Genomic DNA, 13,583 nt, shown 5'->3' with positions numbered 1-13,583 from the left:
CTGAAGAACAACCGCCGCATCAACGCGTTGATCACCGTCATCTGCCTGGCCCTGCTCATCTTCTGCCTGATCGAACGCCAAGTCCGCCAGGCCCTGGCCGCCCACGACAAAACCAAGGTCAACGGCCTGTACGCCGGACGACCCGCCGTTCCCACCGGCAAGCTCATCCTCGACGCACTGGCCGGCATCCGGCTCATCCCGGGCACCGGCCAATCACCCCCGACCATCCCGCAACCCACCGACCTCCAACTCCACCTCCTGGACCTCCTCGACATCGATCCACGAGACCTCCGCTGAAGATCGCTCAAGTGCGGAAAACGGGGCTAGCGGCTCAGGGCGCCGATCTCAGCGCCACCCCGAGTGAGGCCCAGCCCGCCACGTCGGCGTCGCTGTCGGCGGCCAGCGTACGGAGCATCTCCAGGCCCGCCCGGTCCGGCGGTTCGCCCAGCACGTGCTGCAGCGCGTACGCGGCGCCGTAGCGCACCCTGGAATCCTTGTGAGAGGCCAGGTCGAGCACGGACGGCAGCGAGCGCGGGTCGGCCAGGTGACCGAACGCGATCAGCACCGAGTAGAGCACCATGGCGTCGTCCTCGCTGGCGGCCAGGTAGCGCAGCACCGGCAGCGTACGGTCGGCGAACGGCCGCAGCATCCCCATGATGTCCACCCCGAGCAGCCGCTCGGTGACGGTGTCGCCGGCGCACAGCCGGCGTGCCTCGATGAACGACTCCAGATCGCCCCGCTGGCGCAGCAGGCAGATCACATGCCAGCGCAGCGGGCCGTCAGGGTCGGTGTCGCGCAGAGCAGCCTCGATGAGATCGCGCACTGTTCCCTCGGCCGGCGGCATGGAACCCAAGGTAGCCGGGCGGGTGACGTCGTCCTGGCGGAAGACGTGCACACTTGACCCTATCGCTGGTTACCTTTGAAGCGTGCGCGGTGATCTGCTTGACCTCATTCTGATCGGCCTGGTGATCGCCTTCGGCATCTCGGGTTACCGGCAGGGCTTCATCATCGGCGCGATGAGCTTCGTGGGGTTCGTCGGCGGGGCCGTGCTGGGGGTCTTCATCGCGCCGCACATCGCCAAGGCGGTCGTCGACGGCGACACGCCGCAGGCGCTGCTGGCCATCGTGGTCGTCTTCCTGTCCGCCACCATCGGCCAGTTCGCCTCCTCGACGCTCGGCGCCGTCGTGCGCAGCCACGTCACGTGGGAGCCCGCCAAGGTGGCCGACGCGGTCGGCGGCACGTTCGCCAGCGCCCTGTCCGTGCTGGTCATCGCCTGGCTGATCGGGTCGCTGATCGTCTCCACGTCGTTCAACCCCCTCGTCGACCAGGTCAAGAACTCCGCGCTGCTCACCACGGTCGACGACGCGATCCCACAGGCGGCGCGCAACTGGCAGCAGCCGTTCAAGAAGTTCATCGACCGCTCGGAGTTCCCGCCCGTCTTCGACGCCATCGGCGCCGGCCAGCTCATCGACGTGCCGCCGCCCGACCAGAGCGTGCTGCAGGGCGCGAAGCTCAGCCGGGCGCGGCGGGCGATCGTCAAGGTGCAGGGCAACGCCGAGTGCAACAAACACATCGAGGGCACCGGCTTCGTGTACGCCCCAGGCCGGATCATGACCAACGCCCACGTGGTCGCGGGCGTGAAGCGGGACCTGCAGATCATCGACGCCGACAACGTCCGCCACAACGCCACGGTCGTGCGCTACAACCCGCGGCGCGACATCGCCGTGCTCTACGTGCCCGGGCTCAACCTGCCGCAGCTCACCTTCGACGGCGACGGCAGCAGGGGCGACAACGCGATCGTCGCCGGGTTCCCCAAGAGCAAGGGGTTCACCGCCGAGCCGGCCAGGATCGGCAGCCAACTCGACGCCGAGGGCCCCGACATCTACCGCAGCACCACCGTGACCCGCCAGGTCTTCGCGATCCGCGGCGTGGTGCTGCCGGGCAACTCCGGCGGCCCCCTGCTCACGGTGGACGGCCGCGTCTACGGCGTGGTCTTCGCCGCCGCAGTCAACGAGGAGGACACCGGCTACGTGCTGACGGCCGAGGAGGTCACGCCCGACGCGGCGGCCGGCCGTAACGACACCATGCCGGCCAGCACCCAGGGCTGCGACTGACCGCCTGGCCCTCGCTCAGCCGGGGAGTTTGGCCAGGATCAGGGCTATGGCCTGGTCAGGGTCGCTGTCCTGGGTGAACCCTGAGGCGGCCTTGCCGACCGCGTCGTACGCGCCGCCGTACGCCTGCGCCCTGGCCGCGCCGCGGCTGAAGAGGGTCAGCGCGCCGCGCCCGTTGCCGCGCTGGAGGTGCGTCAGCCCGACGCAGATCTGCGCGAGCCCCTGCCACAGCTCCCGCTCCTCTTCCGGCGCGCACTTCCAGCGGCCCTCGAACACCTCGTGGGCGTTGAACGGCAGCCCCTCGCTGAGGAACCCGCGGCCGTCGGCGAGGGCCTGCTCGGTGGTCGGGGCGTAGTCGTCGGGCACCCGGGGGACACCGGGCTCGCCGTAGGGGAGCGGCCTGCCGTACGCGTCGCGCGGCCTGGCGCTGCGCGGCCTGCCCTCGGGATCGCGGTCTCTCATCGGTCGGGCTCCGGATCGGCCAGCCAGCCGAGCAACTCGGTGTCGAACACGTCGGGGATCTCCTCGTGGGGGAAGTGGCCGGCTCCTTCGAACAGCCGCCACCGGTAGGGGGCCGCCACGTAACGGCTCGAACCTTGTGCCGTGCGTGGCAGCACGCGTGGATCGAGCGCCCCGTGCAGGTGCAGCGTGGGGGCTTCGACCTCCGTACGCATGGCTCTGGCGTAGCGCCGGCCGTCGGGGCGCAGCTGGGAGCGGCCGAACCAGCGATGGTACTCCAGCGCGGAGTGTGCCACGGCCGGGATCCTGAACGCCTCCCGGTAGGTCCGCGACTCCTCCTGCTCCGGCCAGCCGGGCCGCGACCACTCGTCGAGCATCCTGCCGACCAGCGACGCCTCGTGGCGTCTGAGCCTCAGCTCGGGCAGCACGGGGAGCTGGTAGCCCAGCGCGCCCCTGCTGGCCTTGAGCTGCCCGAACGGATCGGTCAGCAGCGCGCTCCGCATCCGCAGCGGATGGGGGGAGGACACGACGACCAGGCGTCGTACGCACTTGGGGTCGAGCACGGCCATCGTCCAGGCCAGCAGGCCGCCCCAGTCGTGCCCCACCACGATCGCCCCGGTCTCGCCGAGCGCGCGGATCAGCCCGGCGGCGTCCGCGGCGAGCGTGGGCAGGTCGTAGCCGCGCGGGGGCTTGTCGCTGCCGCCGTAGCCGCGAAGGTCGGCCGCGACCGCGCGGTATCCGGCCTTCGGCAGCGAGGTGAGCTGGTGGCGCCAGGTCCACCAGAACTGCGGGAACCCGTGCAGGAACAGGACCAGCGGTCCCTCACCCGCCTCGACCACGTGGAAGCGCGTGCCGCCCGCGTGCACCGCGCGGTGCGTCCATGGGCCCCCGATCTGTACGACCGACTCGTCAGGTGCCATCACGGGTCACCGGCTCGCGGTCCGGCCTCACAGCGGGCAGCGCGGGCTCCTCGGGCGTGGCGATCTCCTTGAGGCCCTTGATCGACCTGGTCGTACGCTTCATCCCGGCCAGCCCCTTGAGCCGCCGGATCCCGATGAACACCAGCAGACCCGCGACCAGCAGGTAGAACACGGTCACGATGAGGAAGGCGAGCCAGTTGGGCAGCCACTGCGCCAGCGCGTACGCGATCGTGAACGAGGCGAGGATCAGACACAGGTGAGCCATGAACGCGGCGGCGGCGAACAGCCCGCCGGCCATGCCGACCCGCTTGGCGTCGAACCTGAACTCGGCCTTGGCCAGCTCGATCTCCGAGCGGATGAGGTCCGAGATGTGACTGCTCGCCTGGGCGACCAGCGAGCCCAGGGAGTCTTCCTCGGGAGTCTGCGGCATGAACGTCTCCTATCGAGGCCTGGTGGCCGTGTCAAACATCATCCAGCGCATCGCGACACTCGCGTACCCCGTATGTGAAGCAGCGCCGTATGCCAAAAACGGTGCTGTGTGTAAAGCAGCACCGTATGTGAAGCAGCACCGCCGCCGGGCCTCGCCAGCGGAGCTCCTCCGGCAAGTCTCGCCAGGCTGAGCCGCACTGACAGCCAGGCGCCACCGAACACGCCGAGGAACTTGCCGAGCATCGAGTCCCGCCGTCACTCCAGAACTACCCGATCGGAGAAGATAGCGCCCGGGCTTGGTCCGTCCGGCTTCGCCCCCTGCTGAAATCGCGGGCCGGCTCCCGCCTCCTGGCATGCGCATGTCCCGAAAAATCGGGACATGCTTCGGGACATGCTTCGGGACATGCGCAGTGTTGTGAGGCTCAGTCCTCCGACTTCGCGGACGGGAGCTTCTCGGAGATGAGGTTCATCACCGTGCTGTCGGCCAGGGTGGTGACGTCGCCGATGCTGCGGTTCTCCGCCACGTCACGCAGGAGACGACGCATGATCTTGCCGGACCGGGTCTTGGGCAGCTCGGGCACGACCAGGATCTGGCGCGGCTTGGCGATCGGGCCGAGCGTCTTGGCCACGTGGTTTCGCAACTCGGCGCCGATGTCGTCGCTCTCCTCCGCGCTGCCGCGCAGGATCACGAACGACACGATGGCCTGCCCCGTCACCGGGTCGGTCGCGCCGACCACGGCCGCCTCGGCCACCTTCGGGTGGCTGACCAGCGCGCTCTCCACCTCGGTGGTGGAGATGTTGTGGCCCGAGACCAGCATGACGTCGTCCACGCGGCCGAGCAGCCACAGGTCGCCGTCCTCGTCCTTCTTGGCGCCGTCGCCGGGGAAGTACATCCCCTCGAACCTGCTCCAGTACGTGTCGATGTAGCGCTGGTCGTCACCCCAGATGGTGCGCAGCATCGCCGGCCACGGCTCGCGTACGACGAGGAAGCCGCCCCCGCCGTTGGGAACGCTGTTGCCCTGGTCGTCCACCACGTCGGCGACGATGCCTGGGAGCGGGCGCATCGCCGCGCCCGGTTTGCCGGCGGTCACACCGGGCAGCGGGCTGATCATGATGGCGCCGGTCTCGGTCTGCCACCAGGTGTCCACGACGGGGCAGCGGTCGTGGCCGATGTTCTTGCGGTACCAGACGTAGGCCTCGGGGTTGATCGGCTCGCCGACGGAGCCCAGGACGCGCAGGCTGGACATGTCGTACTTGGCGGGGATGTCGTCGCCCCACTTCATGAACGTCCGGATCGCCGTGGGGGCGGTGTAGACGATCGTGATCTTGTACTTCTGCACGATCTCCCAGAACCGGCCGCGGTGCGGGGTGTCCGGGGTGCCCTCGTAGATGACGCTGGTGGCGCCGTTGGCGAGCGGGCCGTAGACGATGTAGGAGTGGCCGGTCACCCAGCCGATGTCGGCCGTGCACCAGTAGATGTCGCTGTCCGGCTTGAGGTCGAAGACCGCGTCGTGCGTCCAGGCCGTCTGGGTCAGGTAGCCGCCGGTGGTGTGCAGGATGCCCTTGGGCTTACCGGTGGTGCCGCTGGTGTAGAGGATGTACAGCGGGTCCTCGGCGTCGTGGGGCTCGGGGGTGTGCTGGTCGCTCTGGCGCCCCACCACGTCGTGCCACCACAGGTCCTTCTCGCCCACGGCGACGTCCTGGCCGGTACGGCGTACCACCAGGACGTGCTCGACCTGCGGGCACTCGGCGACGGCGTCGTCCACGGTCGGCTTGAGCGCGGACGGCTTGTTCCTGCGGTAGCCGCCGTCGGAGGTGATCACGAGCTTGGCGTCGGCGTCGTCGATCCGGCTCTTCAGCGCGCTCGCAGAGAACCCGCCGAACACCACCGAGTGGACCGCCCCGATGCGGGCGCAGGCCAGCATCGCGATCGGCAGCTCGGGGATCATCGGCATGTAGATCGCCACCCGGTCGCCCTTGCGCACCCCGAGCTCGTGCAGGGCGTTGGCGGCCTTGCTGACCTCGGTCTTCAGGTCGTTGTAAGTGAGGGTACGGGTGTCGCCGTCGGGCTCGCCCTCCCAGTGGTAGGCGACCTTGTCGCCGCGTCCCGCTTCGACGTGGCGGTCGACGCAGTTGTAGGCGACGTTGAGCTCGCCTCCCACGAACCATTTGGCGAACGGGGGGTTCCACTCGAGGGTCTTGTCCCACCGCTTGGCCCAGGTCAGCCGGTCGGCTGCGCGTTCCCAGAAAGCGAGACGATCCGCGGCGGCCTCGTCGTACGCGGCAGCGGTCACGTTCGCGGCCGCCGCCAGGTCGGCCGGTGGTGCGAACCGGCGGTTCTCCTGTAGCAGGTTGGACAGCGCCTGGGTCTCGTTGCCAGAGGTCTCCGGGGCCACCTCGTACTCCTTCTATGGCCAGGTTGGATAGGTCGTGTCCCACTTCACCAGGTCGCGGCCTCCAGACACAAGAGGTCTAGACAGGTCTGTACCGCCTACCACCCCAAAGGGGGACCTATTACCTCAAACTGCCCAGCCGCATATTTTCTCGATTTCAGGATGACAACATTTCAATAGCGATTGTAAGGCCGCGCGATAAGGGTTCCGCGTGGCTTTGCACGCTGCGCCGCGGCCCTTCCCGCGGCCCGCCGTACCCATGGAGAGTGCCTTCCCGAGCTCTTGCACGGGGGCCGCCGTGCCATGGAGAGTGCCTTCCCGAGCCCTTGGCCGGGGGGCGCCGTGCCCACGGAGAGTGCCTCCCGGCCCTTTGCCTGGGCTACGGGTTCGACTTCCCGGAGCCTTTCGCCAGGGGCACGTCGTACTCAGGGAGAGTGGCTTCTCAGGCCCTTGCCCCGGGGGCTGCCGCGCCTACGGAGAGCGGCTTCCCGTGCTCTTGTCCAGGGCACGTCGTACTCACGGGTTGGGTCTTCCAGAGCCCTTACCCGGGGTGTGGCGTACCCACGGGTAGGGTCGGGTCCCGTGAGTGACCCATTGGCCGTCATCGCGCGGCTCCCCGGCGTGCCGGAGGCGGTGGACGAGGCCCGCCAGGCCGTCGACAGGCTCTACCGCCATCGCGTCCTGCGCCGGGCCAGCCCGGCCGTGTCCACGGAGTCGTCGTTGCGCGGCGCCCGCGCGTCGGCCGCCGTCGAGGGCGTGGACGTGCCGCTCGACGCCCTGCGCCGGGACGAGGTCCACGATCCGTTGGTCCAGGGTGCGCTCCGCGCGTCGGCGGAGATGGGGCGGCTGGGCGCGACCTGGCGCCAGGCCCCCAGGCAGGTGCTCGCCCGGCTGCACAGCGTGGCGGCCGCCGGCCTCGCGCCGCAGGCCGCGCTGGGGCGTCCCCGTACGTCGGACGACGCGCCCGATCCGCTGGGCCTCGGCCCCGCCCCGGGCGCGAAGGAGGCGGCGGCGCGCATGGAGGTCCTGTTCGACCTGCTGGAGACGGAGGCGCCCGCCCTGGTGCTGGCCGCCGTGGTGCACGCGGAACTGGCGGTGCTGCGGCCGTTCGGCACGGCTGACGGGGTGGTGGCGCGCTCGGCGGAGCGGCTGACGCTGGTCGAGTTCGGGCTGGACCCGAAATCGCTGGTGGCCGTGGAGGTGGGGCATCTGGAGCTGCCGTACGTGGAGGGGCTGCGGGCGTACCTGAGCGGGACGCCGGAGGGCGTCGGCCAGTGGGTACGGCAATGTGCATCTGCGGTAAGCCTCGGCGTACGTGAGACGACGGCCATCTGCGAGGCCCTGCAGCGCGGCTGACCGCCGCCACTGAGCTGACGTACTGACTGCTGCCGCTACCGGTGTCGCTGTCGTGTGAGTTGGCGTATTGACCGTTACCGTTCGTCGCCGTCGCGGAGGGAAGCTGACGTAGCTGACGGCTGTCGCGGAGGGCGAAGCTGACATAGCTGACGGCGTCTCAGTCAAGAGACGCCGTCTGCCGGTGCATCACACCGGGTTACCAAGCGTGCACCTCAATCCGTCGGAGCGGGTCAAGCCCGTCACGACGCGCCTCCCGCGGCTGGTCGCGCGTGGGTACCCGGCTGATGCACCCGGACATGTCGTCCGTGACACCTTTCTACGTCGGATCCGCCCTGATGGGAACCCCTTGGTCCAAGACCTTTACCCGCGCGTGGAGCATCGCTCCTGGCATGGACACAGGCGTGGCTCCTGGCCGAGCCGGACTCTGTGAACTGTCGGACCGCACTTGGGCGGCGGCGACCCCGCGATCTGGTTACCAATTCGAGATGATCACTCTGCGTGATCGTCTTTATGTGATCGTTATGGGGTGGCGAAAAAACTTGGCGAAAATGCGAGTTTGCTGCTCGACGAAACTCGAGTCGATCGGGCAGCATACGGTGGTATCGCCCGAAACTGGGGTGACCGTTCAAGGGATGGCTTTGCAAGTCCCTTGCCAGGTTCTGGTGAAGTGATGAAAGCTTTCTTCTGAAACGGGACCGGCTCTACCCCCCCGGAGCCGGACCGATCAGGCGACCCCCGCTCTCCCCCCCGGCGGGGGTCGCCCCTTTTCCACCAGCGCCCGTGAACCTTCCGGCGCGCCATGCGTCCCTCCCCATGCCACGCATCTGCGGAGCGACGGCCCACAAGCCGCCTGTCCGCCGGGCGACGGCCAGCAGGCCGCCTGTCCGCCGGGCGACGGCCAGCAGGCCGCCTGTCCGCGGAGCGATGACTTTCATGCCGCGTGTCAACGGGGCGATGGCTCGCAGGCCGGGTGTCCGCCGGGCGACTGCCGCAGGCCGCGTGTCTGCGGGCGATGGCTCACGTGCAGCTTTCTCCCGGGGGACGGCTCCCAGAGGTTGCCATGGTGTGCCTACCACCGGTCTGCCGTTATCCACAGGCCACCACAGCAGGCCGTCCACAATCCCCAGAACGCCGTTCGCCTTCCCGCCGCACCGGCCATCCAGAGCATGGTTTGACCTCCCAACTCCAACGGGAGGCCGAGATGCACCGACCCCTGGTCATCACCGAAGATCACGCCCTGCTGGACGACCTGGTCCGTGTGGCGGCCGCCGCCGGCGCGCAGCTCGACGTGGCCCATATGCCCGCCCACGCCCGCCCGTACTGGAACCTTGCCCCGCTGGTGGCGGTGGGCGCCGACCAGGCAGACGCCCTGGCCGCGACCGCGCCCCCGCCGCGGGAGCAAGTCCTCCTCGTGACCCGAGATCCCGACGACCCTGACGCGTGGCGGAAATGCGTGGAGGTGGGAGCTCAGTCCGTCGTCCGCCTTCCGGGTGACGAGCGCCATCTGGTGGAGCGGTTCGCGGACGCCATGGAGCCGGAGCCTCGCTCGGGAGCGGTGATCTGCGTCGTCGGCGGGCGCGGCGGGGTGGGGGCGAGCGTCCTGTCCGCCTGTCTGGCCCTGCGAGCCTCCGGCGATCATCTCCGTACGCTGCTGGTCGACGCCGACCCCTTGGGCGGCGGCATAGACGCGCTGCTGGGTCACGAGGAGGCACCGGGCGCCCGCTGGGGAGACCTGGTGGCCAGGGAGGGCCGGATCGGCGCGGGCGCGCTCCAGGCCGCGCTGCCGTCGTTCGGCGACCTGGCGGTCCTTTCCTTCCACCGAGGCGAGGTGGCAGCGATCCCGCCCCAGGCCATGCGGTCGGTCCTCGAAGCCGGCCGGCGAGGCTTCGACCTCGTGGTCGTCGACCTCCCTCGCCATTTCGACCCCGCCGCGATCGAAGCCCTCACCAGAGCGAAGGCCACGTTGCTGGTAGCCGTGGCAGACGTACGCGGAATTCTGTCCACCGCGCAGGTCCTGGGGGAGGCGCGCAAACACACCTCGGACGTCCGCGCGGTCCTCCGCCCCGGAGTCGTGGACGACGACCTGGCTGTGAGTTCCTTGGGCATCCCGCCTGCCGGCACCCTGCCCGACCAGCCCAGGCTCACCGCGACCCTCAACCGAGGCGAGCTACCCAAGCTGGGCCCCCGCACCGTGCTCGGCGACCTGTGCACAGCCCTCCTACAAGACATCCTCCCACCCTGACCTCAAGCCGGGTTCCGGTGCCGACCCCAAGCCGGATTCCGGTGTCGTGCCGCCCAAGCTGGGTTCGGGTGCTGAGCCGCGTCACGCGTCGTTGCGGTGCCGTGCCGCCCCAGTTGGGTTCCAACGTTGAGCCGCCTCTCGCGTGTTTCGTTGCCATGCTGTCCCAAGATGGTTGCGGTGCTGAGCCACCTTGAGCCCGGTTTCAACGCTGAGCCGCCCCGAGCGTGGTTGCGGTCCTGAGCTGAGCTGCTCCAAGCCCGCCCCGAGCCATGATTCGGCGCTCAGTCACCCCATGCTCAGTCTTCAGCTTGAGCGCCTCCGAGCCCAATCCCAGCGCTGAGCCATCGCGAGGTGGAGTTCCAGCACTGAGCAGCCCAAAGACCTGTTCCAGCAAGGCAGGAGTCCAACCTTGACGGCGATCTCAACCCCGGCCGGCCCTCCAGCAGATCAGGCATCGGTCCGGGCCTCGGCCGTGTCCCCGGAGCTCGTGGAGGCTGTCCGCGTACGTCTGGCCCGGGCGGGCGTCGAACCCAGCGCCTCTCAGGTGGCAGTCGCCCTAAGAGCTGAAAAGTCCGTATACGGCGACGCGGAGATCCTCGCGGTCGCCCGCGCTCTCTGCGCCGACCTGATAGGCGCCGGCCCGCTTGAGCCGCTCCTCGCCCGCCCCGACGTGACCGATGTCCTGGTCAACGGCCCACGGGAGGTGTGGGTCGACGACGGCGCCGGCCTACGCCGAACCCCGATCACCTTCGCCGACGACGGAGCCGTACGCAGGCTGGCCCAGCGACTGGCCGCCGCCGCTGGCCGGCGACTGGACGACGCGTCCCCGTACGTGGACGCCAGGCTCGCGGGCGGCGTCCGCCTCCACGCCGTACTCTCACCGGTCGCTCCTGGAGGCACCTGCGTGTCGCTACGCCTGCCACCACGCCGCACGTTCACCCTGGCCGGTCTGGTGTCGGCAGGCACGATCACCCAGTCGGCGATCCCGGTGCTGACCGCCCTGGTGACCGCCCGGCTGGCCTTCCTCGTGACAGGCGGCACAGGCACCGGCAAGACGACACTCCTCTCGGCCCTGCTGTCCCTGGCTGACCCGGCCGAGCGCCTCCTCCTGGTGGAGGACTCGGCCGAGCTCCGCCCGCTCCATCCACACGTCGTACGTTTGGAGACCCGCCCGGCCAATCTCGAAGGCGCCGGTGGCGTCGGCCTGAGGGACCTCGTACGCCAGGCGTTGAGGATGCGCCCGGACCGCTTGGTGGTCGGCGAGGTAAGGGGCTCGGAGGTTGTGGACCTGCTGGCCGCTTTGAACACCGGCCACGAAGGCGGCTGCGGCACGTTGCACGCCAACACCGCAGCCGACGTACCACCTCGGTTGGAGGCTCTGGGATGCGCCGCTGGCCTGACCAGAGAGGCCGTGCACAGCCAACTCGCCGCGGCGCTCGACGCCGTCATCCACCTGACCAGGACGCGCCCCGACGGTCGACGGCGCATCGCCGAGATCTGCCTGCTCTCGAGGACCTCGACCGGCCTGGTCGAGGCAATCCCCGCCCTGACCTTCGACCCGTCGGGCACCTCCAGGATCGGCCCCGCCTACGACGCCCTGACCCGACGAGCACAGCGATGAGAACGAGCGATGTAACCGGGACAAGCATTGGGACTCGGACGTCCACAGCGACGAGGACCCGTACCACGACGAGGATCTACGCCGCGACGAGGACGTGCACTGTCACGAGCGCCTGTACCGGGACGATGACCTATGCCGTGATGAGGGTGAGCGGCGCGACGAGGGCGTGCTCGGTGACCAGGACATGGACTGCCACGAGGACGTGTACCGGGGTGAGTGCGCAGAGAGGGAGGGGGAGGGCATGACCTATGCCCTGGTGGCCGCACTGTCCACAGCCTGCGCCGTGTGGCTGTGGACAGCCCCGGCCATCGCCGACACCCGCCTGACGAAACTCACCACAGTTCGCCGGAGACCTCAGTGGCAGGCGCTGGCCGAGCGGCTCACCCGCCCCACACCCGCACGCCGCGCCGATGCCTGGCGGCGCGCCTCGGTCGAGCTTTGCCACGCCTTGTCAGCAGAGCTGTCCGCCGGCCGAACCCCCGGAGAAGCACTGGCCAGAGCCATATCGGCAGTGGACTTCCCCGAGCCCGAAGCTCTGCGCCCGATCGTCGCGGCAGCGAAGGACGGCAGTGACGTCTCCGCCGCCCTGCTCTCATCAGCCCCCTCACAGGGAGGCGAGGGCCTACGCCAGTTGGCGGCCTGCTGGAACGTCAGCGTCACCGTGGGCGCCGGGCTGGCCGCCCTGGTGGAGCGAGTGGCGAGCACATTACGCGCTGCCCAGGCCCACCGCCAGGACGTGGCGGCGCAACTGGCCGGCCCTCGCACCACTGCCCGGATGCTCGCCGTCCTCCCGGCCCTCGGCCTGCTTATGGCCGGGGCCCTGAACATGCGCCCGTTGTCGTTCCTGTTCGGCAGCCTTCCGGGCCTCGTGTGTCTGATATCGGGAATCGCCCTGGACGTCTGCGGCCTGTGGTGGACCAACCGCATGGCTGACCAGGCACAAGGCTAGGACTTCGACCAGGCTCGATGAGCTCCAGGCTCTCAACGAAACGATCGGACGCTTGCCGATGCTCGTGCTCGTATCCGCCCTGTGCGCAGGCGCGGCCACGTGGTTGTGGCTCTCGCCGAGAACTCCAACGGAACGCCTGGCCCGGCTACGCCCTCTGGACCAGGCTGCCTCGACCGGGCCTCCCGACCACCGCCACCCCGAGGAACTCCGAACAACCGGCGACGAGCCGCCACACCACCCGACCTGGCTCGATCCCGCAGGCGCCCACCCACGACCGATCGATCGCAGAACAATCGTCACCGCCATCTGCGCAGGACTTGTGGCCACACTCCTGATCGGCGGCAACGTCGGAATCATCGCCGGTTTCCTGGTGGCTCCCGCAACGGCCTTGTTCCTCCATAGAAGGGAACCTCCGCAGTCCCGCCACGAACGCCGGCGAATCACGGCGGACCTGCCGTTCGCCGCGGACCTGATGACCGCCTGCCTGCTGGCCGGTCGTCCGGTGAGCGCCGCGACCGACATCGCCGCCGACGCCATCGGCGGGCCCCTGGGCGAGAGACTGACCTGGGTCAGTCGTCAGCTCCGCCTGGGCGCCGACCCGGAGCCCACCTGGGCCACGCTTGCCAAGGACCCCGCGATGGGTCCGCTCTCCCGGGCCATGAGCCGGGCGGCCAACAGCGGTGCCCCTGTAGCGGAGGTCCTTACCCGCCTGGCAGACGACGCCCGCGAGAGCGCCAGAGCCGCGTCCGTCGCCTCGGCCAGAAGCGTCGGTGTGAAGGCGGTGGCCCCACTGGGCCTGTGCTTCCTTCCGGCGTTCGTCCTGCTCGGCATCGTTCCAGTGATAGCCGGCCTGGCTTCCACGATCATCATCCCCTGAGGTCAGCCGAAGCGTTATCCACAGGGCTAACCCCGGTTATCCACAAGAAAGCTACTCGGGATACGTGCTAATCCACAGAACGCCACTCGGTCCCTCGGCCCCCACCCTCTTTCGGCGAACCTTGAGCTCCCGCCGGCCAAGACCCGGCCCCGACCCCTGGAGGCCCGATGCAAATTCCAGCCGCCATGCCACCCACCAACGCAGCTGCCATGCCAGCCGCCATCCC

Annotated in this window: 13 protein-coding genes; 8 read left to right on the top strand and 5 right to left on the bottom strand. The window is 69.4% G+C overall.

All coding sequences use genetic code 11. The features are described from left to right. The coding region (locus ITP53_RS47420) for a hypothetical protein (protein WP_207757433.1) at positions 1–297 on the top strand (297 nt) is incomplete at its 5' end. A 34-nt stretch (positions 298–331) separates the two neighbouring features. On the opposite strand, the gene ITP53_RS47415 is transcribed toward ITP53_RS47420, so the two are convergent. Further along, positions 332–844, bottom strand: coding sequence for a HEAT repeat domain-containing protein (locus tag ITP53_RS47415; protein ID WP_195902050.1), 513 nt, complete (start codon positions 842–844; stop codon positions 332–334). Positions 845–926: 82 nt separating this feature from the next. Here ITP53_RS47415 and ITP53_RS47410 point away from each other — a divergent pair, with 82 nt between their 5' ends. Beyond that, on the top strand, positions 927–2,114 hold the full coding sequence (locus ITP53_RS47410; RefSeq protein WP_195902049.1) for a MarP family serine protease: 1,188 nt from the start codon (positions 927–929) through the stop codon (positions 2,112–2,114). A gap of 15 nt (positions 2,115–2,129) precedes the next feature. On the opposite strand, the gene ITP53_RS47405 is transcribed toward ITP53_RS47410, so the two are convergent. The 4 genes from ITP53_RS47405 to acs form a co-directional block, all read right to left on the bottom strand. After that, a complete protein-coding gene (locus ITP53_RS47405; protein WP_195902048.1) occupies positions 2,130–2,573 on the bottom strand; it encodes a DUF309 domain-containing protein in 444 nt (147 codons plus the stop codon). Next, on the bottom strand, positions 2,570–3,490 hold the full coding sequence (locus ITP53_RS47400) for an alpha/beta fold hydrolase (protein ID WP_195902047.1): 921 nt from the start codon (positions 3,488–3,490) through the stop codon (positions 2,570–2,572). The genes ITP53_RS47405 and ITP53_RS47400 overlap by 4 nt, the downstream gene beginning before the upstream one ends. Further along, positions 3,480–3,920, bottom strand: a complete 441-nt coding sequence (locus ITP53_RS47395; protein WP_195902046.1) for a phage holin family protein — start codon at positions 3,918–3,920, stop codon at positions 3,480–3,482. The genes ITP53_RS47400 and ITP53_RS47395 overlap by 11 nt, the downstream gene beginning before the upstream one ends. Before the next feature lie 421 nt (positions 3,921–4,341). Then, complete coding sequence (gene acs / locus ITP53_RS47390) at positions 4,342–6,315, bottom strand: acetate--CoA ligase (protein WP_195902045.1); 1,974 nt, start codon at positions 6,313–6,315, stop codon at positions 4,342–4,344. A gap of 579 nt (positions 6,316–6,894) precedes the next feature. Between acs and ITP53_RS47385 the strand changes: the two genes are divergently transcribed. The 6 genes from ITP53_RS47385 to ITP53_RS47360 all read left to right on the top strand — a co-directional run bounded on the left by ITP53_RS47385 (position 6,895) and on the right by ITP53_RS47360 (position 13,357). Next, positions 6,895–7,668, top strand: a complete 774-nt coding sequence (locus ITP53_RS47385; RefSeq protein ID WP_195902044.1) for a Fic family protein — start codon at positions 6,895–6,897, stop codon at positions 7,666–7,668. A gap of 526 nt (positions 7,669–8,194) precedes the next feature. Next, entirely contained in the window at positions 8,195–8,356 is a 162-nt protein-coding gene (locus tag ITP53_RS47380) for a hypothetical protein (RefSeq protein ID WP_195902043.1), read from the top strand. 513 nt (positions 8,357–8,869) lie between these two features. Continuing rightward, positions 8,870–9,910, top strand: a complete 1,041-nt coding sequence (gene ssd / locus ITP53_RS47375; protein ID WP_195902042.1) for a septum site-determining protein Ssd — start codon at positions 8,870–8,872, stop codon at positions 9,908–9,910. 472 nt (positions 9,911–10,382) lie between these two features. Further along, entirely contained in the window at positions 10,383–11,531 is a 1,149-nt protein-coding gene (locus ITP53_RS47370) for a TadA family conjugal transfer-associated ATPase (RefSeq protein WP_328818106.1), read from the top strand. A gap of 241 nt (positions 11,532–11,772) precedes the next feature. After that, positions 11,773–12,480 carry a type II secretion system F family protein gene (locus tag ITP53_RS47365; RefSeq protein ID WP_195902041.1) on the top strand — a complete coding sequence of 236 codons (708 nt, stop codon included), beginning with the start codon at positions 11,773–11,775 and terminating at the stop codon, positions 12,478–12,480. 319 nt (positions 12,481–12,799) lie between these two features. Further along, on the top strand, positions 12,800–13,357 hold the full coding sequence (locus tag ITP53_RS47360; RefSeq protein ID WP_328818098.1) for a type II secretion system F family protein: 558 nt from the start codon (positions 12,800–12,802) through the stop codon (positions 13,355–13,357). Positions 13,358–13,583 lie beyond the last annotated feature (226 nt).

Source organism: Nonomuraea cypriaca, from assembly GCF_015645445.1.
GTDB classification, from domain to species: domain Bacteria; phylum Actinomycetota; class Actinomycetes; order Streptosporangiales; family Streptosporangiaceae; genus Nonomuraea; species Nonomuraea cypriaca.
Note: the sequence above shows the minus strand (reverse complement) of the source record. Positions and strands in the feature narration are given on the sequence as shown.

Bases quoted from the DNA above. Each gene is read 5' to 3' on its own strand.
- ITP53_RS47415 (WP_195902050.1), bottom strand. From the start codon at position 844: ATGCCGCCGGCCGAGGGAACAGTGCGCGATCTCATCGAGGCTGCTCTG.
- ITP53_RS47400 (WP_195902047.1), bottom strand. From the start codon at position 3,490: ATGGCACCTGACGAGTCGGTCGTACAGATCGGGGGCCCATGGACGCAC.
- ITP53_RS47405 (WP_195902048.1), bottom strand. From the start codon at position 2,573: ATGAGAGACCGCGATCCCGAGGGCAGGCCGCGCAGCGCCAGGCCGCGC.
- ITP53_RS47365 (WP_195902041.1), top strand. From the start codon at position 11,773: ATGACCTATGCCCTGGTGGCCGCACTGTCCACAGCCTGCGCCGTGTGG.
- ITP53_RS47395 (WP_195902046.1), bottom strand. From the start codon at position 3,920: ATGCCGCAGACTCCCGAGGAAGACTCCCTGGGCTCGCTGGTCGCCCAG.
- ssd (WP_195902042.1), top strand. From the start codon at position 8,870: ATGCACCGACCCCTGGTCATCACCGAAGATCACGCCCTGCTGGACGAC.